This window comes from Microbacterium sp. CGR1, assembly GCF_051062835.1.
In the GTDB taxonomy this organism is placed as follows: domain Bacteria; phylum Actinomycetota; class Actinomycetes; order Actinomycetales; family Microbacteriaceae; genus Microbacterium.
The window spans coordinates 1,915,727-1,937,075 of sequence record NZ_JAOTPG010000001.1; the positions used below are offsets into that span (position 1 = coordinate 1,915,727).

General features: G+C 66.8%; 18 protein-coding genes. 7 read left to right on the forward strand and 11 right to left on the reverse strand.

From position 1 onward, the window contains the following. Positions 1 to 125: 125 nt before the first annotated feature. Positions 126 to 887 carry a GntR family transcriptional regulator gene (locus OD997_RS09570; protein ID WP_056514745.1) on the forward strand — a complete coding sequence of 254 codons (762 nt, stop codon included), beginning with the start codon at positions 126 to 128 and terminating at the stop codon, positions 885 to 887. 16 nt (positions 888 to 903) lie between these two features. Here the strand turns inward: OD997_RS09570 and OD997_RS09575 are convergent, their stop codons facing one another. Then, positions 904 to 1,755 (reverse strand): sugar phosphate isomerase/epimerase family protein, encoded by an 852-nt coding sequence (locus OD997_RS09575; RefSeq protein WP_434331362.1) that lies wholly within the window; start codon positions 1,753 to 1,755, stop codon positions 904 to 906. Between the two features lie 134 nt (positions 1,756 to 1,889). On the opposite strand from OD997_RS09575, the gene OD997_RS09580 reads away from it, so the two are divergent. From OD997_RS09580 to OD997_RS09590, 3 genes are all read left to right on the forward strand, one after another. Then, positions 1,890 to 2,918: a substrate-binding domain-containing protein gene (locus tag OD997_RS09580; protein WP_434331363.1), complete on the forward strand. Its 1,029-nt coding sequence runs from the start codon at positions 1,890 to 1,892 to the stop codon at positions 2,916 to 2,918. Between the two features lie 76 nt (positions 2,919 to 2,994). After that, the gene (locus tag OD997_RS09585) at positions 2,995 to 4,086 is read left to right on the forward strand and encodes an ABC transporter permease (RefSeq protein WP_400341521.1); all 1,092 of its coding nucleotides are present in this window, start codon (positions 2,995 to 2,997) and stop codon (positions 4,084 to 4,086) included. Then, a complete protein-coding gene (locus tag OD997_RS09590; RefSeq protein ID WP_056514757.1) occupies positions 4,083 to 4,859 on the forward strand; it encodes an ATP-binding cassette domain-containing protein in 777 nt (258 codons plus the stop codon). Before OD997_RS09585 ends, OD997_RS09590 begins: the two co-directional genes overlap by 4 nt. An 83-nt stretch (positions 4,860 to 4,942) precedes the next feature. On the opposite strand, the gene OD997_RS09595 is transcribed toward OD997_RS09590, so the two are convergent. The 4 genes from OD997_RS09595 to OD997_RS09610 all read right to left on the reverse strand — a co-directional run bounded on the left by OD997_RS09595 (position 4,943) and on the right by OD997_RS09610 (position 10,388). After that, positions 4,943 to 5,836, reverse strand: coding sequence for a carbohydrate ABC transporter permease (locus tag OD997_RS09595; protein ID WP_434331364.1), 894 nt, complete (start codon positions 5,834 to 5,836; stop codon positions 4,943 to 4,945). Further along, the gene (locus OD997_RS09600) at positions 5,833 to 6,768 is read right to left on the reverse strand and encodes a carbohydrate ABC transporter permease (protein WP_082478134.1); all 936 of its coding nucleotides are present in this window, start codon (positions 6,766 to 6,768) and stop codon (positions 5,833 to 5,835) included. Before OD997_RS09600 ends, OD997_RS09595 begins: the two co-directional genes overlap by 4 nt. Then, positions 6,765 to 8,087 carry an ABC transporter substrate-binding protein gene (locus OD997_RS09605; RefSeq protein WP_434331365.1) on the reverse strand — a complete coding sequence of 441 codons (1,323 nt, stop codon included), beginning with the start codon at positions 8,085 to 8,087 and terminating at the stop codon, positions 6,765 to 6,767. The genes OD997_RS09600 and OD997_RS09605 overlap by 4 nt, the downstream gene beginning before the upstream one ends. A gap of 138 nt (positions 8,088 to 8,225) precedes the next feature. Continuing rightward, entirely contained in the window at positions 8,226 to 10,388 is a 2,163-nt protein-coding gene (locus OD997_RS09610; protein WP_434331366.1) for a hypothetical protein, read from the reverse strand. A gap of 102 nt (positions 10,389 to 10,490) precedes the next feature. Between OD997_RS09610 and OD997_RS09615 the strand changes: the two genes are divergently transcribed. Continuing rightward, a complete protein-coding gene (locus OD997_RS09615) occupies positions 10,491 to 11,078 on the forward strand; it encodes a TetR/AcrR family transcriptional regulator (protein WP_056514771.1) in 588 nt (195 codons plus the stop codon). A gap of 30 nt (positions 11,079 to 11,108) precedes the next feature. Here the strand turns inward: OD997_RS09615 and OD997_RS09620 are convergent, their stop codons facing one another. The 3 genes from OD997_RS09620 to OD997_RS09630 form a co-directional block, all read right to left on the reverse strand. Further along, a complete protein-coding gene (locus OD997_RS09620; RefSeq protein WP_434331367.1) occupies positions 11,109 to 12,332 on the reverse strand; it encodes a family 1 glycosylhydrolase in 1,224 nt (407 codons plus the stop codon). Between the two features lie 117 nt (positions 12,333 to 12,449). Then, positions 12,450 to 13,466 carry an SMP-30/gluconolactonase/LRE family protein gene (locus OD997_RS09625; RefSeq protein ID WP_434331368.1) on the reverse strand — a complete coding sequence of 339 codons (1,017 nt, stop codon included), beginning with the start codon at positions 13,464 to 13,466 and terminating at the stop codon, positions 12,450 to 12,452. Further along, positions 13,463 to 15,307, reverse strand: a complete 1,845-nt coding sequence (locus tag OD997_RS09630) for a flavin-containing monooxygenase (protein ID WP_434331369.1) — start codon at positions 15,305 to 15,307, stop codon at positions 13,463 to 13,465. Before OD997_RS09630 ends, OD997_RS09625 begins: the two co-directional genes overlap by 4 nt. A gap of 164 nt (positions 15,308 to 15,471) precedes the next feature. On the opposite strand from OD997_RS09630, the gene OD997_RS09635 reads away from it, so the two are divergent. Beyond that, positions 15,472 to 15,933 carry a MarR family transcriptional regulator gene (locus OD997_RS09635; protein ID WP_434331370.1) on the forward strand — a complete coding sequence of 154 codons (462 nt, stop codon included), beginning with the start codon at positions 15,472 to 15,474 and terminating at the stop codon, positions 15,931 to 15,933. Between the two features lie 10 nt (positions 15,934 to 15,943). Here the strand turns inward: OD997_RS09635 and OD997_RS09640 are convergent, their stop codons facing one another. Together OD997_RS09640 and OD997_RS09645 are read right to left on the reverse strand one after the other, a co-directional pair. Continuing rightward, complete coding sequence (locus OD997_RS09640; protein WP_434331371.1) at positions 15,944 to 18,628, reverse strand: family 78 glycoside hydrolase catalytic domain; 2,685 nt, start codon at positions 18,626 to 18,628, stop codon at positions 15,944 to 15,946. A 1-nt stretch (position 18,629) separates the two neighbouring features. Next, positions 18,630 to 19,982, reverse strand: a complete 1,353-nt coding sequence (locus tag OD997_RS09645) for an MFS transporter (RefSeq protein ID WP_056514790.1) — start codon at positions 19,980 to 19,982, stop codon at positions 18,630 to 18,632. Positions 19,983 to 20,130: 148 nt separating this feature from the next. Between OD997_RS09645 and OD997_RS09650 the strand changes: the two genes are divergently transcribed. Then, the gene (locus OD997_RS09650; RefSeq protein ID WP_434331372.1) at positions 20,131 to 20,751 is read left to right on the forward strand and encodes a TetR/AcrR family transcriptional regulator; all 621 of its coding nucleotides are present in this window, start codon (positions 20,131 to 20,133) and stop codon (positions 20,749 to 20,751) included. Positions 20,752 to 20,816: 65 nt separating this feature from the next. Here OD997_RS09650 and OD997_RS09655 read toward each other — a convergent pair whose 3' ends face one another. Continuing rightward, positions 20,817 to 21,314, reverse strand: coding sequence for a hypothetical protein (locus tag OD997_RS09655; RefSeq protein WP_434331373.1), 498 nt, complete (start codon positions 21,312 to 21,314; stop codon positions 20,817 to 20,819). Positions 21,315 to 21,349 lie beyond the last annotated feature (35 nt).

The window sequence follows — 21,349 nt, forward strand, 5'->3', positions numbered from 1 at the left end:
GATATGTCTTAACAATAACACAAGGGCCGATTCTTGCAAGGGGTCCGCACCCGCGGCTCTCACGCTCTGAGGTGACAAAGTCCGCGGGAGGTAATATTGTCGCGACAAACGAGGGAGACCACGAGATGGCGACGACGGACGGCGTATGGCCGGACCACCTGTTCCACGATCTGGATCGCACAGGGCCGATTCCCCTGTACTTCCAGGTGTCGAGCAGGCTCGAGGCGGCGATCCGATCAGGCGAGATCCCGCCGGGTGCGCGCCTCGAGAACGAGATCGCGATCGGTGAGCGCCTGGGACTCTCTCGCCCGACCGTCAGGCGAGCGATCCAGGAGCTCGTGGATCGGGGCCTCCTCGTACGTCGCCGCGGAATCGGCACGCAGGTGGTGCAAGGACAGGTGACCCGCCAGGTCGAGCTGACCAGTCTCTTCGACGATCTGCAGAGCACGAAGCACAACCCCGGAACGACGGTGCTGCTGCACGAGCTCTCCCCCGCCCCCGAGAACGTCGCCGAGCACCTCAGCGTCCCCGTGGGTGCCGAGGTGCTGCACATCCGCCGCCGTCGCACCTCCGACGGCAGCCCCGTGGCGATCCTCGAGAACTGGTTCCCCGCCGATATCGCCGAGATCACCCGGGAGCAGCTGGAGGATCAGGGCCTGTACCAGATTCTGCGCAGTCGAGGCGTGACGATCCGCGTCGCGAAGCAGCGGATCGGCGCTCGACGGGCTCACGACGATGAGGGCAAGCTGCTCGACATCGATCGTGACGGGCCCGTGCTGCAGATGGAGCGCACCTCGTTCGACGGCGCCGGCCGAGCGATCGAGTTCGGGGTGCACATCTACCGACCCGACCTCTACAGCTTCGAGACCACGCTGGTCGCCAAGTAGCGCGACCTGCTCGCCCTCACCGCAGCAGCATGCTGATGGTGTTGCGCAGCGTCGAGGCGACGAGCTCGTCGTCGAGCTCCGCGACCTTGTCGCAGAAGATCTCCGAGCAGTACCAGCTGTCGTACCCGGTGGAGCGGACAGCGTCCACCCACTCCTGCAACGGGATGTCGCCCGCTCCGGTCCATACGTTGCGAGAGACGCCCTGATCGGGGATCTCCCCCGCGGGCACATGCAGGCCGTCGCAGACGTGGACGGCCGCGATCAGATCGGCAGGCAGCGCGGCGACGTCCTCCGGCTCGTCTCCCGAAGCCCAGAAGTGCCAGAAGTCCACGCACAGCCTCACGTTCGCGCGGTCGATCCGCTCGAAGATCTCGAGCGCCTGCGCCACGCGATTGATCGGCGACCACGCCAACGGCTCCAGATACAGGCCCACCCCGTGATCGGCTGCGATGTCCGCGGCGAGCGCGACCCGGTGAGCCGTCTCGGCCAGCGACTCGGCGTCCGTCAGGCCGAGCGAGCCGCGATAGCGCAGGTCGCCGGGCGTCAGCGTCCCTGCGCGAAAGTCCTTGACGACCTGCACGTCGACCGGCCTCGTGCACATCTGCACGAAGGGAGCGCCGATCACTTCGGCCACCTCGGCCAGCCGAGTGGCATCGCGGACGAACCGGTCGTGAGGTGCCTCCTGGATCGCTCCCACTCCCGAGACGGCGAACCCGTCGAGCGGACCCACGAGGTCGCGCGCCGTGTAGCCGGCGTCGAGGAACCGAAACAGCTTCGGCGCCTGCAGCTCCACCGCATCGAATCCGGCCGACTTCGCGACGGCGATGTCTCGCAGGGTGGTGCCGTGGAAAGAAGCGGTGGAATTCATCGAGATCTTCACTTGCCCACCCTATAGGTCCGAATGTCAGAACATTCTATTGACTTCTTGCCAGGTGCTGGATACGCTCAGCGCACCAATGACGGTAGCCGGAACCCGCCGGCGCAAGAAAGGATCACGACGTCGTGACACTCACACACAGCTCCCGCACCGGGATGGCACTCGTCGCCGTCGCCGTGTCGGCCCTCGCCCTGGCGGGCTGCTCCGCCGCCGCCTCCGACGGCTCGACCGACGCGTCCAGTGGTCTCGAGAGCGGCTACGGCTCTCTCGCCGAGAACCGCAACGCCTACTTCTTCACCTACTACAACCCGGCGGGCGATCCCTTCTGGGCCCAGATCCTGCAGGGCGGCGAGGATGCCGCCGAACTCGGAGATCTGACGCTCACACACCAGACCGCCGAGGGCGATCCCGACAAGATGGTCGACCTCGTGCAGACGGCGATCGCCACCGACCCCGCCCTGATCTTCATGCCCTTCAACGAGGGCGAGAAGTGGGTGGGCGTCGCCTGCGACGCCGCCGAGGCGGGCATCACCGTCGTCGCCTACAACGTGCCGGCGCCCGAGTCGGCCGCCGACTGCGTGTCGGGCTTCGTGGGGCAGGACTTCTTCGAAGTCGGGGAGATCGTCGGCGAACGGCTCGTCAAAGAAGCAGGTCTCGGAAGCGGAGACAAGGTCCTGCTCCCCGCCGAAGAGCCCGAGCAGGCCTACGCGATCAACCGGGGCGGCGGCGTACAGTCCTCGCTCGACGAGGTCGGCGCGAAGGGCGAATTCCTTCGCACCTCGGGCAACGACGAGGAAGCGCTCAACTCCCTGACCGCCTGGCTCACGGCCAACCCGGATGTCGCCGCGATCGCTCCTCTCGGCGGCACCCCGCACCGGAACATCGTCGCCGCGATGGAGGCGGCCGGAGTGAAGGTGCCGGTCGTCGGCTTCGACACCTCGCCTCAGGTCGTCGCGGGCATCAAGAGCGGCGACATCATCGCGACCGCCGACCAGCAGGGGTATGTGCAGGGATTCCAGTCCGTCACGCAGGGAATCCTCTACATCGACTTCGGCCTCTCCCCCGCCAACATCAACTCCGGCGGGCGCGGCCTGATCGACGAGTCGAACGTCGATCTGCTCGAGAACGACAAGCTCAAGGGCGTCCGTTTCTGAGAGCTCGACTCGCGGGGGCCGCAGCCTGGGGCGCGGCCCCCGCCTCCTTCTTCCTCACTTCCCCGAAAGGCATGAGATGTCTCAGCCCACAGAAAGACCGCGCGAGCACGTCCTGACTGCTCCCGCCCCGACCGAGACCGTCGTCACCGGGCGGATGCTCGGCGACAGCACCCCGCGGACGTTCGGCGATTCCCTCCGCGAGAGCATCCGCTACAGCCGAGGCCGCGGCGCACTCGAGATCGGCGTGATCGTCGCCCTGGTGCTCATCGGCTTCATCATCGCCGGCTCGGTGGCCCCCGCCGCCTTCCCCTTCCTCTCTGCGAGCAATCTGTCCGGAGTCATCTCGCAGAGCATCCCCGTGCTCGCGCTGCTCGGCCTCGGAGCCGGCATCCTGATGGTGGCCGGCGAGTTCGACCTCTCGCTCGGCGCGAACGTCGGCTTCACCGCGATCGTCTTCATCAACGTCTCCGAGAGCGTCGGCTGGGGCTGGGGCATCGTCGCCGGACTCGCCACCTCCACCTCCATCGCTCTGATCAACGGACTCATCGTGGTGCTCACCCGCATCCCGTCCTTCATCGCCACACTCGGCATGGGGTTCTTCTGGGTGGGCGCGAGCATCTTCGTCAACGGCACCTCTCCCGCCATCCTCGTCGACGGCAAGGACGACGTTCTCGTCACGGTGTTCGCCGGCGACTTCGGCTTCTTCCGGTCGCAGTTGGTCTGGCTGGTCCTGATCGGCCTCGCCGCGTGGGCGTTCCTGCATCGCCACAAGCTCGGCAACCACATCTTCGCGGTGGGCGGAAACGCGTCTGCGGCCAAGGCGATCTCGATCAAGCCCAACTCCGTGCGTCTCCTGGCCTTCGGAGTCTTCGGCCTGCTCGTCGGTTTCGCGTCGATCCTGATCTCCGTCCGCACCGGCTCCATGCAGCCGGGCAGCACCGATGACTACACGCTCATGGCGATCGCTGCGGCCGTCGTCGGCGGCACCTCTCTGAACGGCGGTCGCGGGTCCGTCATCGGCATGATCATCGGCGCCGCCCTGATCCGACTCATCGAGAACGGCCTGATCCTCGCCAAGGCACCGGGCTTCTACATCCAGCTCTTCGTCGGCCTCATCATCGTGATCGCCGCCGTCTTCAACAAGCTCATGGAAGGCAAGGCATCATGACCTCCGACTACCTGCTGCGTCTCGAGGGCGTGACCAAGAAGTACGGTGCGAACACCGTGCTGAAAGACGTGTCGTTCGACATCGGCCGCGGCGAGGTCGTCGGCCTGCTCGGCGACAACGGCGCAGGCAAGTCGACCCTCGTGAAGATCATGTCCGGTGTCGTGCCGATGACCTCGGGGGCCTACTACTGGGACGGCACCGCCGTGCCGACCGTCAACCGACCGACCACCGAGTCGCTGGGCGTCGAGACGATCTTCCAGGACTCCGCCCTCGTCGATCAGATGTCGATCACCCGCAACATCTTCATGGGTCGGGAGATCACGAACCCCCTCGGCTTCATGAAGCTGAAGCAGATGGATGCCATCGCGACGAACATCCTCGACACCGTCGTCACGATCGAGGGCATCAAGAGTTCGAAGCAGCTCGTCTCGTCGCTGTCGGGAGGACAGGCGCAGGCGGTCGCGATCGCGCGGGCAGTGCACTTCAAGCGCAGCCTGCTCATCCTCGACGAGCCGACATCGGCCCTGGCCGTGCGTGCGACCGAGGCTCTTCTGGACTACCTCCGACAGCTCAAGACCGAGGGAGTGAGCTCGGTTCTCGTCACCCACAACCTGCACCACGCCTACAAGGTCTGCGATCGGCACATCGTGATGAATCACGGCAGGAAGATCCTCGATGTGCGTCGCGAGGACACCAGTGTCGAAGAGCTGACCGCAGCCGTGGTCGAGGGCCAGATCGGGGTCGACCGCTTCCGCGCCGGAGTGGGCATCTGACCGGCATCTCCACACGCGAGGCCCCGCGCTGCAGTGCAGTGCGGGGCCTCGCTGTGCCCGGCAGTACCGATGATGCGAAGACGCTACTTGATCGCTCCGGCGCCGATGCCCTTCACGATGTGGCGCTGGGCCATCAGATAGAAGATCACCACGGGCACGATCGAGATCGTGGTCGCGGCGAGCAGGATCTGCTGCTGCGGCGTCTCTGCGGACGTGAACGCGGTGAGACCTCGCTGGATGGGCATCAGCGCGTTGTCGTCGAACAGCACGAGCGCCATCAGGTACTCGTTCCACGCTCCGAGACCCTGGATGACCGCCACGGCTGCGAGCCCTGGCTTCGCGAGCGGCAGGATCACGCTCCAGAAGATGCGGAGGGGCCCCGCGCCGTCCAACGCCGCGGCCTCTTCCAGGTCTCGAGGCTGGCTCACGAAGAAGCTGCGCATGATGAGGGTCGACATGGGGATGCCCGATGTGATCAGGATGAGGACGTAGCCCACCGGGTTGTTGGTCAGACCGAGCGAGATCAGCAGCTTGTACTGCGCGAGGAACATCGCCGGAGCCGGAATGATCATCACCGCCAGGATGATGAACGTGAAGACGCCCTTGCCTGCGAAGTCGAGGCGCGCGAGCGCGTAGCCCGCCAGGCTCGACACGATCAGGATGCCGGCGACGGCGCATCCCGTGTAGATCACGCTGTTGCGCAGATACGTGCCGAGATCGCCCTGCACCCAGGCGGTGATGTAGTTCTGCCACTGAGGGTCAGCCGGCAGGAAGGTGTCGTTCGACAGCAACTCGGTGAGGCTCTGCAATGACCCCGAGAGCATCCAGAGCAGAGGCAGCAGCGCTGTCAGCGCCGCGATGATGAGCAGCCCGTAGAGCCCCACTCTGTCGGCGCGGATGCGACGACGCGGTCGCGTCCGGGGCTGGTCGATCGTGGTCTCCGCCTCCTCGACCGGCGGTTGGGTGATGAGTGTCATGCGCGGGACCTCCGCCCGGTGATGGCGAGCTGGAGAACCGAGAGCAGCACGAGAGCGCCACCGAAGACCACGGACATCGCGGCCGCACTTCCGTAGCGCCAGTTCACGAACGCCTCGTTGAAGATCGCCAACGTGGGAACCATCGTGTGATAGCCGGGACCGCCGTTCGTGAGCACCTGCACCGTTCCGAAGATCTGCAGAGCGGCGAGCAGGGTCAGCAGGCTGACGATCGAGGTGACCGGTGCGAGATGCGGCCAGGTGATGTAGCGGAACTGGGTCCACGGACTCGCACCGTCGAGCTCCGCAGCCTCGTACAGCTCTTTGGGCACATCCTGCAGCCCCGCGAGGAACAGCAGGAAGCCGAACCCCCAGTGGAACCAGACGAAGACCGCGGCCACCGCGGGAAGCGCGACGGACGGATCGCCGAGCCAGTTCTGCTGCAGAGACCCGAGACCGACCATCTCGAGAACACGATTGAGCACGCCTGAACCCGGCGCGAGGATGAAGGAGAAGAGCAGACCGACGACGACGACCGAGAGCACGCCGGGCAGGTAGAAGACTGTGCGGAAGAAGGTCTTGCCCCGAGTGATGCGGTTCACGGCGAGCGCCATCGCCAGAGCGACGCCGTTGCCCACGAAGAAGCCGACCACTCCGAAGAACAGCACGTTCCTCATCGACGCCCAGAAGACGGGATCGCCTGCGATGAACTCGTAGTTCGCGAATCCGACCCAGGGAGTGTCGGGGCTCACTCCGTCCCACGACTGGAAGCTGAGGAGGATCGCCTGCCCGAAGGGGACGATCGTGAAGATGCCGATCAGCGCGATGGCGGGGGCAAGGAACAGCCAGCCCAGCAGGTTGGCGCGCAACGAGCGCTTCCTGCGCGGCGCCCGGGTGGGGCGCCGCGCAGCAAGCGGGAGAGAGGAGGTCGTCATGACACTCGGTCTTGGGCGGCCTGGATGTTGGCGAGAGCCTCATCGATCGTCGCCTCACCCAGCACGACCCGCTGAGCCTCGGCGACGATCGCGGTGCGCACGTCGGTCGCGAAGGTCGCCGACATGACCTGCACGGTCTCGACTCCCGAGGCGAAGCCCGCGAGCTGCGTCGGCACGTCGCCGCTCGAGAGCAGCTCGGGGTTCGTCGGCAGGATGCGACCGACCTCGGCGAACACCGCCTGCTGCTCGGGCTCGGTCAGCCACTTCACGAACGCGAGGGCCTCTTCGGGGTGCTCACCCTTCGGGTTGATGATCGCGCCCTTTCCCGGGACGCCCGGGGAACGGGGATCCTCGGTGCCGCCGTCGACGACCGGGATGCCCACCGAGAAGTAGTCCTCGAACTCGGGGTTCGTGCGAAGGCCCACGGAGACACCGGGAGACGCGTCGAAGATCGACCCCATCGCCTGGGTGAAGAACGACGATTCCACGTTCGGGTTGTCGTCCTGACCCCCGACGAGCGCGTCGTTGGCGATCACGCCGGCGTCCTTCATGTCGACGAGCACCTGGAAGGCCTCTCGCCAGGCATCCTGCTCCCAGCTCTCCTCGCCGTTGAAGGTCGCGGCGATCTCGTCGTCGGTGAGCCAGTTGGACGCGATCGCCTGCAGGAACTGCGGCGTCAGCGACGCCGCGACCGAGAAGCCGGCGGCCCCGTCATCCGCATCGGCGAGCGCCTCGATGAGATCGTCGACCGTCGACGGGGCGTCGTCCAACGTCATGCCGGTGAGCGTCGGGTTCACGAGGAAGCCGTACGTCTGCGTCTCCCAGTGCACGGTGTAGATCCCCGGGGGAACATCGAGATTGTTGCCTTCCTCGAAGGTCGACATCTCGATGATCGCGGGGCTGAAGTCATCGCTCCACTCGCCCTCGAGCTCGGACGACAGGTCCATCGCCCAACCGGCCTTGTAGAACGGCGCCATGTCGGTGGCCTGGAAAGACGAATAGATGTCGGGCATCGAGTTCGACTGCGCTCGCGCCTGCAGCTTCGGCAGGTAGTCGGCGGGTCCGGGCGAATCGATCGTGACAGTGACCCCGGTCTCTTCCGAGTACTGCTCGGCGAGCTGCGTGAGAGCGGCTTCCTGTCCGCGCGACTGGTTCATGAACGTCAGCTCGACGTCTCCTGCCTCTTCCGGGGACTCCGCCGGCTCTGGCGAAGAGCACCCGGAGAGCGTGAGCGCCGTCGCGAGGGCGATGCCGCCTGCAGCGAGCGTCAGGCGGCGTGGGCTGCGGGAAGAGTGTGTGTAACGCGTGGTCCTCATCATTGAAAATCCTTCGAACGATGAACCGTCTGGCGGTTCAGAATCGGTTGCTGCGGGGGGCGATACGGCGCTGGTCTCGACCAGTGTCAACCGGTTGCCATTTACAAGATCATCCTCTCTCTCATGCAGTGCGTGGGAAGGTCAGACTGTGGCGGCGGCCGCGTGAGATGGCGATGGCGATGGCGCACCGTCATAGGTCACCCGCCACCCGTCCGGTTCGCGATCACCGGCGCGGATCGCGCCGACGATGTGCGCGATCGCGGAGAGCAGCCCGCCGTTGGCAGGCAGGTACAGCGACAGGAAGCCGGGGATCTGCGGGTTGTGTCCGTTCGCGAGGAACTCGTTCTTGGGCGACGGCAGCAGGAGAGCGTCGAAGGCGAGCGCAAGGTCGCCGAGTCGAGCCGCGGTCATGGCCATGACCGGGTAGTCCCACCCCCAGCTGGACTGGAGATCCCACCGGTCCCACACGGCGTCGAGCGTCTCGCTCATGATGTCGGCGTCGATGATGTCGGTCGGCGGGAGCCATCCGAGTCCCATGAGCATCGACGGGTGGTCCTTGCGGATCAGATGCGGCGGAGTGCGCAGCGCGGCGTACGTTCCGTCGTCGAGAAGCGTCGGCATGGTCATGTTCTGCGCGACCCGCTCCCACTCAGGCTGCACCCCGAGCCCCAGCTGCGAGCGCCACTCGTTGGCGACCTCGAGAGCCCATGACCAGTACGCCAGTTCGAAAGTCGGGTCGGCGTTCGTCCTGCGGTCGGCGAGATAGCTCTCCTGAGCGGGGATGATCGGTGGCGGCAGGTGGAAGGCGCCGTCCCGCTCCTCGACGAAATCCGCCATGAACTCCGCGGTCGCCTCGACAAGCGGGTAGTGCGTTCGCAAGAACTCCGAGCCCCGGCCCTCCTGCCGCAGCAGCTCGAGAAGGTGGATGATGTGGGGCTGCTGCCACACCAGGAAGACGCCGATGTTGCTCGGCGACTCGGCCGCCGAGGGGTCGGTCTGCTTCGGCCAGCGGGCACCGCGATACCCCTGCCACTCGGCCGTCGAACGCGCAGCGTCGAGCGCACTGTGGTACCAGCCGAGACTGCGCTCGAGCAGGTGCCCCCGCCCCCACAGGGCGAAGTGCGCGGCATGCCACCAGTGCATCTCGAGGTGGAACTTGCCGGTCCAGGTGTTGTAGGTCAGCCCGGTCTCGGCAGGCGGGGTCGATCCCGCACTGTTGACGGCGGCCAGATACTGCGACAGGACGACGCGACGCTCGAGTTCGGTCGCTCGCTCGTCGTCGCTGCCCTCGAAGGAGACGGCGACGCCGCTCGACCAGTACTCCTCCCACCATGTCTCCGCGGCACGGGCGACCTGACCATACGTCGGCTGGCGCAGATCGTCGACCGAGTCATCGGCATGCAGGGAGACGACGACCTCGAGCCGCTCTCCGTGCGATGTGGCGACGGTGGCGTCGGCTCCGCGGAGCGCGAGCCCACCGTTCGTCGACATGTCGACCCGATACGCCGTCGTCTCGATGCGACGGCGAGCGGTCCAGCGCCCGGGGGTATGGCGTTCCCAGTGCGTGGACTCCTCCAGCGGCAGCTCGAATGTCGCGAAGTCGTCCGGCTGAGTGTCGAAGATCCACGCGACACCCCATCCGCGCTGAAGCAGTGGCGATTCGACCGACACGGCGAAGACGTCCTTCTCGGGATGAGCGACCGTCGTCACGGTGACCGACTCCCCCTCGAGCACGAACTGCGCGTGCACACGACCCGACCAGAGATCCAGCTCGGTCCTCGGATGCCTCACCGCGCTGACGTCGATGCGATCGGGTTGACCGACCGGCGGTGTGAGGGCCAGACGTCCGAGGTGGGCACGCCGCGGGTTGTAGTGGAACCAGGCACCGGCGGCGAACTCATCGGCGATCTCATCGCCAGCCCTCTGGAGCCCCATCCGGTCGAGATACGGAACCGCACCTCTCGCCGTGTCGTACCGGGTGACCGTCTCGTCACGATCGAACTCTCGCGTCGTCCTGGTGCGGTACCAGCCCCACGACGACTGCGTGCGCAGCGGAATCTGGAAGTCATCGGCGTCGAAGACCCGCACGCGCTGCTCGGGCAGCCCGTCGATGCCGGCGACCGCGACCCGGTGGGGGTCGGGAACAAGCTCATGGGCGTCGGGGAACGTCTGAAGCCCCGTGATGTCGACCGTCAGCGCTGCGTCGCCATTGCCGATGGTGAGAGCCGCGGTGGGATGCGCGGCCGTCAGCACAGGATTGTGCCGTCGCACGAGGCGACGGCGATCGACGGTCGACGCAGGCATCTTCACCTTTCCCTCGACTCAATTCTGAGTCGACTATTACTTTGGCCGGATGAGCATAACATTGCCTGAGCGCCACACTCAAGAGCAATCGGAAGGACGCTGATGGCCCAGAAGAGAGGTCCGTACGCGAAGTCGGACCAACGACGCCAGGCACTCAGCAGGGCCGCACTCGATCTCGTGCGCAGGCACGGCCACCGCAACGTGTCGGTGTCGGACATCGCCGAGCTCGCCGAGACGAGCGAGGCGACCGTGTTCTACCACTTCCCCACCAAGGAGGCGCTGTTCATCGCCGCACTCGCACAGCACGACGAGGAGAACATCCGCGCGCGGGGGGCCGAGGCAGGCGCGATCGCCGAGATGGGCGAGCGCGCCGAAGCGGGCGTGCGGCGCACGAACTATGCCCGCCTCTACAACGAGCTCGCCGGGGCCTCCGCCGACCCCTCGCACCCGGCGAACGACTTCTTCCAAGCGCGCTGGGCGCGATCCACGGCTGTCGTGGCCACAGACATCCGCCGGCTGCAGCAGGCCGGGCGGATCGACGACTCCATCGATCCGGATGCTGCGGCGCATCTTCTGCTGGCAGCCTGGGAAGGCCTGCAGCTGCAATGGATGCAGGGTCCGCCGTTCGACATCCGCGCCCGGGTCGAATCGCACATCCGCGCACTGCTCGGAGCGGGCGCACTGGACTGACGCGCCCGCCCCGACCCCTGCGAGCCGGGCTCACACCGCGCCGTCGCCGCTTCCCCCACGATTCCGCCTCGCGACATTCCCGAGCCACCGCAGGCTGGGCTTGGGATGACGCTCGAAGGTCTCCCGATCCACGGCGACGAGGCCGAAGGTCGGATCCCAGTGACCCCACTCGTAGTTGTCGAGAAGACTCCAGTGGATGTAGCCGCGAACATCGACGCCGTCGTCCATGGCTTCCGCGAGGGAGCCGAGGGCCGCGTCGGTGTAGGCGATCCTGCGCGCGTCGTCGGACGTGGCGATGCCGTTCTCCGTGACGACGACCGACACCTGCGGGAGCACCTCAGCCGTGTGGCGCACTGCGATCCCGAGGGCATCCGGACGGTAAGCCGTGCGCACCAGCGTGTTGTCGGGGCGCACGGGGTGCGGCTCGATCCCGTCGAGACCGACCCACTGAGCCGAGTACGCCTGTACGCCGATGTAGTCGTCGTCCACCGCAGCTTCCAGATACAGGTCTTCCCAGACATGCTCCAATCGGCGCCGCACCTCTTCGGCCCCGGGACGCGTCTCGAACGCACGGTTGGCGACCGACCACCCGATGCGGGCATCGGTGCGCGCGCGCAGGATCTCTCGCGCGGCGTGGTGCGCCTCGATGAGGCGTCGACCGATCTCCTCCGACGGCGCAGGCTTGACCGGGCGCGGGGTGTCGGCTTCGAGCGTCGGGCTGAGCCACTCGGTCTCGGAATCCGGATCCAGAGCCGCCTCGGCCTCGCCCACCATGATCGCGAGCATGTTCGGCTCGTTGATCGTGCAGACCCATTCCACACCGTCGAGGATCGTCGCCGCGACCTCGACGTACGCACGGAATCTGTCGATGGCCTGCGGCGAGCGCCATCCTCCCTCTTCGGCGAACCAGCGCGGCGAGGTGAAGTGATGCAGCGTGACGAAGGGCCGCACTCCTGCCGCCAACGCCGTGTCGATCATTCGCCGGTAGTGAGCGAGCTGCACACGCGAGAACTGGCCCGGAGCCGGCTCGATGCGGGCCCATTCGATCCCGAACCGATAGGTGTCCAGGCCCGAGTCGGCGACGAGAGCGATGTCCTCGGGGAAGCGGTTGTAGCTGTCCAGCGCGTCGCCGCTGCGATCGGCCCCGGTCATGTGCGCCTCCTGCATCCAGAAGTCACTGTTGACGTTGTTGCCCTCCACCTGGTGCGGCGCGCTGGCCGCACCCCAGAGGAAGTTCTTCGGGAACGTGGGCATCGATGCTCCAATTCTGAGTCAACTAGTAATTTCAGAAGACTAGCCGATACGTCGAGGCGTCCTCAAGCACAGGTCTCGGCGGGCACCCTTCGCCCGCCGAGACCCTCGCGGGCGGCTTCACCCGCCGTTGGACTGACGGGTGCCCTCCCCGTAGGCCTCGAAGGTGTGCACGAAGCCGCCCGCCGGCCCGCTGACGACGAGGTATCCGTCGGTCGTGCCGGGTGCGATGGCGATGTTCGTCGCCGACTCCAGCCCCTCACCCGGCACGCGGATCCTGCCGATCTGCTCACCGGTCTTGGCGAAGACCACGATCTCGGCCTTCTCGTGGAACATCTGATAGATGTTGCCCTCCGCGTCGACCGCGGTCGAGTCGATGCGTCCGATCCCGCCGTCGACGTGGATCGCGGGATACGCCGAGACGACCCGGGTGCGCGTCTCGTCGAGAGCGAAGTAGTCGATCCGGTTCGCGTTGTACTGCGCGACCCAGAGCCCCGCATCCTCCTCGTCGAAGACGATGCCGTTCGGGGAGGGCAGATCGCCCGCGAGGGTCGACGCCTGCCCGTCGGTGCCGATTCTCACCACACGCCCCGGGGTCTCCCACCCCGGGGCGTCCATGCCACGGGTGTCGGTCACGAACATCGTGCCGTCGGGATGGAACGTGATGTCGTCTGGCAGCATCGCGATGCCGTCGACGTCGCCCGAGAAGTGCACCTGCGGGTCTTCTCCCTCAGCCGTGATGCTCATGACACCACCACCGAGGAAGTCGGTGAGGTACAGGCGACCGTCACTCGGGTGGAACTGCGCCGAGGTGAACGCACTCGTCTCGTCGGTGAAGACCTGATCGACCGTGCGCTCCGCCACGTCGACGCTCAGCACCTTGGCCTCCCCGGCGGGCGCCATCACGTCGACCAGGAAGAGCGAACCGTCTTCGTGGAAAGTCGGCCCCTCGAGCAGCGTCCCTCCGGTGAGCTCGTGAGGCTCAGTCACCTGGAGCAGCTCGTCCGAGATCTGTTCCGCAGCGGGCTCGTCCGATGGAGCGTCGGTCTGCGACGCATCCGAAGAGGCGGGCGCGCAGCCGACCAGCAGAGCCACCACCCCGACCGCGCACACCGCGGTCGCCAGCGCCGGCCTCATGCCGAGACTCCGATCTCTGCCGACTCGCGCACGCGTTCGTCCGCATCATCGATGACGAGCAGTTCCGCCATGTCTCCCTCACGCCACTCGCGCAGCAGGCGATGGAAGGCGACCGGTCCCGGCGAGTATGTGAGCCCGCCGATCGTGCGCGAACCCTCTCCGTTGTAATAGCCGGGAGTGCACTGGGCCTGGAACTCCGATACATCTCTCGAGGTCTCCACGACCGTGCGGCACCAGGCGTCCTCGGCCTCGGCGGTCGGCTCGATGCGGCGCGCACCGACCTGCTGCGCACGCGCGATCACGGTCGTGATGTGCAGCGCCTGCTCCTGCAGGATGTGCACGAAGTTCACCGAGTTCGCGTTCTGCATCGGGCCGAGCTGGAACAGGTTCGGGAAGCCGTGGGTGGTGAATCCGTGCAGCGTCCGCGGCCCCATCCCCCAGGCCTCGAGAAGCGCACGCCCTCCCCGCCCGGACACGGGCAGGGTGCCCGACACCACCCCCGAGACCCCGACATCGAATCCGGTGGCGAAGATAAGGCAGTCCACCTCATACTCCGCCTCGCCGACGACGATCGATGTCTCGGTGAGTGCGGTGATGCCGTGGGTGTCCGCCGTGTCGACGAGAGTGACGTTCGGGCGGTTGAACGACTGCAGATAGAGGTCGCTGAACCCCGGCCGCTTGCACATGTACCGATACCAGGGCTTGAGCGCGGCCGCGGTCGACGGATCGTCGACGATCTCGTCGACCCGAGCACGAAGCGCATCCATCTTCGCCGCATCGTCGAGCTCCTCCCGCAACAGGCGATCTTCCTCCGCCACAGAGCCGTCGACACTGCCGGAGAGAATGCTCCGCTGCAGCCGGTGCGTCGAGGTCCATCCGTCGTCCACCAGCGATTCGACGGGCTCGCCGGCCAGCACCTCGAGGAAGTTGTCCATCCGCTCGCGCTGCCACCCGGGAGAGAGCGTCGCCACCCACTCCGGATCCGTCGGCCTGTTGTCGCGCACGTCGACGGTCGAAGGCGTGCGCTGGAACACCAGGAGTTCGCGTGCATGCTCGGCGAGGTGCGGGATCACCTGCAGCCCGGTCGCCCCCGTGCCCACCACGGCGACCCGCTTGTCGGCGAGCTTCGTCAGCCCGCCATCCGCCGATCCGCCGGTGTAGGCGTAGTCCCACCGGCTGGTGTGGAAGGTGTGACCCGTGAAGCGTTCGATGCCCGGAATGCCGGGGAGCTTCGGCTGCGTGAGCGTGCCGGAGGAGGTGATCACGTAGCGCGCGCGGAACACATCGCCTCGGTCGGTCTCGATGGCCCACTCGGATGCATCCTCGTCCCAGGTCAGCCCGGTCGCACGGGTGTGGCCGACGAAGTCGCGGTAGAGGTCATAGTGCTCCGCGATGCGGACGGCATGCTGACGGATCTCCTCGCCCGGCGCGTACCTCGTACTCGGGATGTATCCGGTCTCTTCGAGCAGCGGCATGTAGACGTACGATTCGATGTCGCAGTGGATGCCCGGGTAGCGGTTCCAGTACCAGGTTCCCCCGACGTCTCCCGCCTCGTCCATGAGGCGAACAGAGTCGATCCCCGCATCACGCAGCCCCGCGCCGGTGAGCAGCCCGCCGAAACCCGCTCCGATGACGAGCGCCTCGACGCGGTCACGCAGCGGCTCCCGGTCGAGCCTCGGTGTGTACGGATCCTTCGCGTAGTAGCCGTACTCGCCGAGAGCCGATCGATACTGGGTCGCTCCGTCGAGGCGGACCCGCCGCTCCCGCTCCTGCGCGTATTTCTCTCGCAGAGCCTGGAGATGCTGGGTCTCATCCTCGATGCCGTGTGCGTCGTCCGTCATGGTTCCGTCCTCCTGTCGCCGGGGCGCGGGCACAGGTCGACGCGAACTGGGGACGGCGTTCACCTGAGCCCGACACGACCCCGGATCGGTTCCTTGTCAGAAGGTTAGCTTGAGGCTAAGTAAATGTCGCTGGGAATACCCCCAGAGCGCGTTACGGTACAGGTGTGAGCGATGACCGGAGGCGTGCGGAGGCACTGGAGAACATCGATGCCCTCACCCTGGCGGTCTCGGTGCGCTCACTTCCCCGGATGATCGGCTCCCTGCTGAGCACGCAGCTGACGATCCAGCAGCTCAAGGTGCTGACATCCGTCGTCGTGTCGGATCGCAGCACGATCAGTGGCCTCGCGTCGTCGTTCGAGGTGTCACTCGCCACGATGTCGAAGCTCGTCGAGCGGCTCGTCGACCAGGGGCTCGTCGAACGGCTCACGGATGCCGTCGACCAGCGCGTGCGACGCTTGATCCCCACACCTCTCGGGCGAGATGTGATCGGGAAGATCATGGCGGCCCGCCCCGAGATGGGCGCGGACATCCTCGACGGGCTGACGATCGACGAGCTGGAATCGCTCGCCGTAGGCCTGCGGGCGATCAATCGACAGCTGCAGGCCGCGGCGACACGCGACGACTAGATCCGCGACCTCAGCGAGCCCCGGCGCGACCGCCCGTGCCCGAGAAGGAACCGGGTCCGGCCGCTCGCGTCGTCCCGTCGGGGAAGACCACGGTCGCGCGACTCCCTGCCGGGATATCCGCCTCGACCACCAGCTCGTCCCCCTCGATGCGCCACTCCACCCGAATCCGCCCCTGAGGACTGTCGAGGTGTCCCCTCGCCGACGTGACCCCGCCGCCCGGGAGCGGCGCGATCGTGAACGACTCCCAGGCGATCGACCCCGGATCCTGACGGAGACCGAGCGTGTGGGTATGCAGGAAGCGGATGACCGCGCCCTTGCTGTAGTGGTTCAGTGACTCATGGGCGACACCTTCGCCGTCGATGCCTTCCCAGTCCTCCCAGACCGTCGTCGCACCCCTGTCGATCATGTACATCCATGAGGGTGCGCTCCGCTGGAAGAGCAGGTCATAGGCGACATCCGCATGCCCGCTGTCGGCGAGCACCGGCAGCAGGTCTCCCGTCGAGAGGAATCCGGTGCCGAGATGGGTATCGGCGTCGCGGATGAGTTCGACGAGGCGCTCCGCAGCGGTGGGGCGAAGCGATTCCGGGATGAGACCGAACGAGAGTGCCCGCACATAGGCGGCCTGAGTGTCCTGCACCGTACGCCCGTCATCCGTGACGAACTCGGTACGCCACGCGTCGAGCACGCGCGCGGCGATCGCGGCATACTTCGCCGATTCGCCCGTTCGGCCGAGCACGGCCGCGGCATCCGCGAGGATCTGAGTGGAGCGATACAGGTAGGCGGTGCCCACCTCTCCCTTGTCGGCCATGAACCAGGCCATGGGGTTCGTCTTGATCGGGTCGAGTCGAGACCCGTCCTCCGCCTTCGCGACGGGCTCGGTCCACTCGCCCCAGTGGAATGTGCCGTCCCACAGATGCTCCTCGTGCGGCTGCGGGTCGGCAGAGCGCTCGACGCGAGAATGATGCCGATTCGCACGGGCGGCCCCGAGCTCCCACTCCACCCACCGCACCATCGCGTCCCAGTTCTCTTCGAGAACTCGAACGTCGCCGTATGCGGAGTACATCTCCCACGGCACGAAGGTGATCGCGTCACCCCACCCGGAGGAGCCCGTCATCATGGCGAACTGGTCGTCGAGCTTGTGCTTGATGCGACGGCCGTCGGGCGAGAAGTTCGCGATACGCCCGTCGTCGAGCTGATCGTCCCGCACCGACTGCAGCCACTTGCGTGTGAAGCCGAGCACGTCGTACAGGCGCGCGGCGGTCGGCGCGAACACCTGGTAGTCGCCCGTCCAGGCCAGACGCTCACGGGTCGGGCAGTCGGTCGGCACATCCACCGCATTGCCGCGAAAACTCCAGTCGGCGATCTCGTGCAGCCGGTTGAGGTCGGGATCACTCGACTCGAACGATGCGGTGCGACGCAGATCCGTCTGCACGACCTGCATCTGCGCGGACGCCGGTTCGAACGGAGCGCCCTGACGCGTGATCCTGACGAACTGGAAGCCGTGAACCGTATGACGTGGCTCGAAGACCGCGCCCCCTCCGCCCGAGACCACTTCGTCGTGCTGCACGAAGACGACGTCGGGCTCTCCCGGCTTGGTGGAATCGAGGTGTGCGGTGCTCACATCACCGTCGGGCCCGACGTACTCGCCGTAGTCGATCGCCGTGCGCGTTCCCGCCGGACCGAGATCGGTGAGCCGCAGCCAGCCCGAGGCGTTCTGACCGAAGTCGAGCACCCAGGTGTCGTCCGCGATGTGGTTCCCGATCACCGCGTCGCGCGTCTCCACCACCCGGACGGGCGGAGCCGGCGACCACGAGATCGGCGGACCTTCGACCGCGCCGACGATCACGGCTTCCGCAGACCCGGCATCCGCACGGAAGTCGGTCGTCTGCCCGTCCATCAGGTCGGCGCGGATCACTCTGGACCGAGCGCTGGTCCAGTCTCCGTCGGTGCGGATCACCTGTCGCGAGCCGTCGGAGAGCTCGAGGTGCAGTTCAGCTCGAGCTGCGAGAGTCGTGCCCCACCCGGCCGGCAGACGGAACGCCCCGACCTGCCCGCGGTACCAACCGTCGGAGAGCTCGATCTCGAGCGAGTTGGTGCCGTCGGTCAGCAGGCGTGTCACGTCGGCAGCCTGGGCGTAGAGGGTGCGGTCGTAGGACGTCGACCCCGGCGACAGCTCGGCCGTGCCGACCCGCTCGCCGTTGATGCGAGCTTCGTAGACGCCGAGAGCGGTCGAGTACAGCCGCGCCGAGACGATGCCACTGGCCCCGAAGGCGTGAGCGAGCGTGTGAGCACCCCGCGCGCCGTATCCGGGCTCATCGTGCTCGACGGGACTGATCCACTCGGCAGTCCAGTCCGCGTCGAGGAGTCCGCATTCGAAGGATGCCCAGTCCGACCATTCCGAGAGCGTGTCGCCGCTCACGGTGCGTGCACGCCATCGGACCCGCTGACCGCTGGACAGCGCGAGCCACGGCCACTCGATGAAGAGGTGCGCGCCGGTCTCGAGGGACACTGAGGGCTGACGTTCGCCGTCGACGATCGCCTCGAGCTCGAACCCGGTCTCCGCACCCGCCCCCATCGGAACGGTGAACGACAGCCGCGGCGCGCCCTCGGAGACGGTGAACTCGTCGCCGCCGCTGTCGATCCGCAGGTCGTACGGCGCAGTGGGCACGGATGCCGGGTTCGATGTGAGCGTCATCTCAACGCACTCCCTTGACCTTGAACATGATGATCAGACCGCCGATGAGGGCGAACACTGCGCCGATCAGGTAGAGCAGCGTGTAGTTCTTCTCGGCGCCCACGGCCCCGATCGTGATGATCAGCGGAGCGATCAGCGGGGCGATCGCGCTGGGGATCTTCTGGGCGAACGCCACGACGGCCATGTAGCGGCCGGACTCGGCTCGGTCGGGAATGATCGCGTACACGATGGCCTGGTCGACGGTGGCGAACACGGCGATCGCGAGCTGCATGAGCACCGCCCCCACGATGAGCTGCGGCAGCGACCATGCGAACGCCTCGGCGAGCGCTCCCCCGATGAAGATGAAGGCGGCCGCGAGCACGAAGAGCCGACGGCGCTTGAGCTTGTCGGACAGGAATCCACCGAGCAGCGCGCCACCGGCAGCAGCGACGACTCCGAGCATCCCGACGGTGGCGACGACACCCGCGACTTCGCGGACCGGCAGGTCGAGACGCTGGGCGTAGAAGAACGTGCCGAAGGTCGTGTTGAAGTACAGGCCGATGAAGAACACCATGCGGCCGACCCAGTTCCACGCGAAGTCCGGGTACTTGCGGGCGTTGAAGCCGTATCCGGCGATGACCTTCTTGAGCGTCACCGACGAGTCGACGACCAGGTCCTTCGAGCTTCCCTCCTTCTTGAAGGTCGGCAGCAGGACGAGCAGTACGACGCCGATCACGGCGGGGACGAAGAACACCAGGAAGGTGCTGTACGACACGGCGTAGGCGATTCCGATGCCGAGCACCGGCGCGACCTGCGTCATCAGACCGGTGAGGGCTGAGACCTTGCCGCGCTGCTCCTCGGGAAGCTTGTCGGCCTGGAGGGTCTGGATCGCCGCGCCGGCGGTCGACCAACCGGTCATCGCGACGACCCACCCCGCACCGACCAGCAGCAGGTTGGGGGCGAAGCCGATGATGACGGCCCCGACGATGCCGAGTGCGGCGCCGAGGAACAGGAACGGGGTGCGACGCCCGAAGCGCGACCGGGTGCGGTCGCTCCAGATACCGATCATCGGGCTGAGCACGAGGAAGATGAGCTGCGCGGTGCCGGTGACGTAGCCGAGCACCTCTTCGTGCCCGGGAGCGAGCTCGGTGATGCGCAGTGCGAGGCCGTAGGCCAGCGGGACCATCATGGCGATGGACGCACCGAAGTTGGCCAGCATCAGCCAGAAGATGTATCCGCCGCTCACTCGCGCGGTCGGCTCCGCGCCGACGGCGGTGCCTTCGACGGGCGTGCTGTCTGGCGTATTGCCGCCTACCGGCTGCGCCGCGGCGATCGAGTCGATCGTGTCGCTGCGGTCGAATTCACTCTTGGTCACCTGGACTCCTTCATCGTTCAGTGATCCGCGGCGCCCATCAGTGGGCGTCGTCGCGAGATGTGATCTAAATCCGTTTGGCAACCGATTGTCGATCCTGAGCGATAGTAACCACTTTGGTAACAGAAGGCAAAAGTGAGAGGGTGAGGATATGACGTCACCGCCGACCGCCGAGCCCGCCCCACGCCGCCGAGGACCGAGCGCGACCACCCCGGCGAGACGGGCTGAGATCGTGGAGGCTGCGCTCGCGAGTTTCGCCGAACACGGCTACGAACGGGCGTCACTGCGCGACATCGCCAGCCGCGCCGGCCTCACCCACGCCGCTCTGCTGCGACACTTCTCCGGCAAGAAAGAGCTGCTGCCGGCAGCCCTCGCCCAGCGCGAAGAGCATGAGGAAGACCTCGCCGCTCGGATCATGACGGCGCACGTGCCCGGCGAGCAGATCCTGAGCGCCGTGCTCGCCGACGAATTCGCGCACCCCGACTTCCAGCGCAACTGGATGGCGCTCACGGTGGCCGCCACGAACCCGGAGCATCCGGCGCACGACTTCTTCCTCGGGCGCCGCGAGCGCATGCGGTCCCGCTTCACGGACGGGCCCCTCCCCACCAAAGAGGACGAACTCCTGACGGCGGACGAGAAGATCACTCTCGTCCTCGCCATGGTCGACGGCCTGCGCATTCAGGCGCTGCTCGACCCGTCTCGAGATGCCCTCGGTCTGCTGGCGATCTTCATGAAGCTCATCGCGGCGCAGCCGCCGGCGGCGTCGGGTTAGGCGGGTGAAGCTGGCTGCGGCGGCGGCCAGACACGCTCCCCGCGGGGGCCCGCAAGGATCGAGGCTCAGGGCTGGACGACGCGCACCCATGCCCTGTCGACGTCATCGGCATCGAGGAGGTTCACCTGCACCACACCGGCGTACGGCAGCCGGTACGAGAATTCGCCGGCCGGCGGATCGTCGCATCGGAAGTCCCCCTCGGCGAGTACCCGCCTCTCGGCATCGGCGGTCACCACTTCGAACCCGACGCCGTCTCCCTCGCACTGCCCTTCGACGGTGAACTGGCGATCCGCCACGAGCACTGCCGGCCCGGCGATGATCTCGCCCGAGGGATCGTTGCCCTCCCCGTACTTGAGAGCGATGGCGACCTGAGTGGGGTCCGTCTCATCGGGGTAAGCGAATTCTCGTACGGGGGGCGCCGGTGTCCCCGATGGCGTCGCTGCGGATGTCGACTCCGATGCGGCAGGCTCGGGCGCTGCACTCGAGGTGCAGCCGGTGATCACAGAAGCGAGAACGACCAGACCGACCGGAACGACCGTGAGGGCGCGGATGCGAGTGTCCATCGCTCCACATTACGACTCTCGGGGCATCTGGGAAT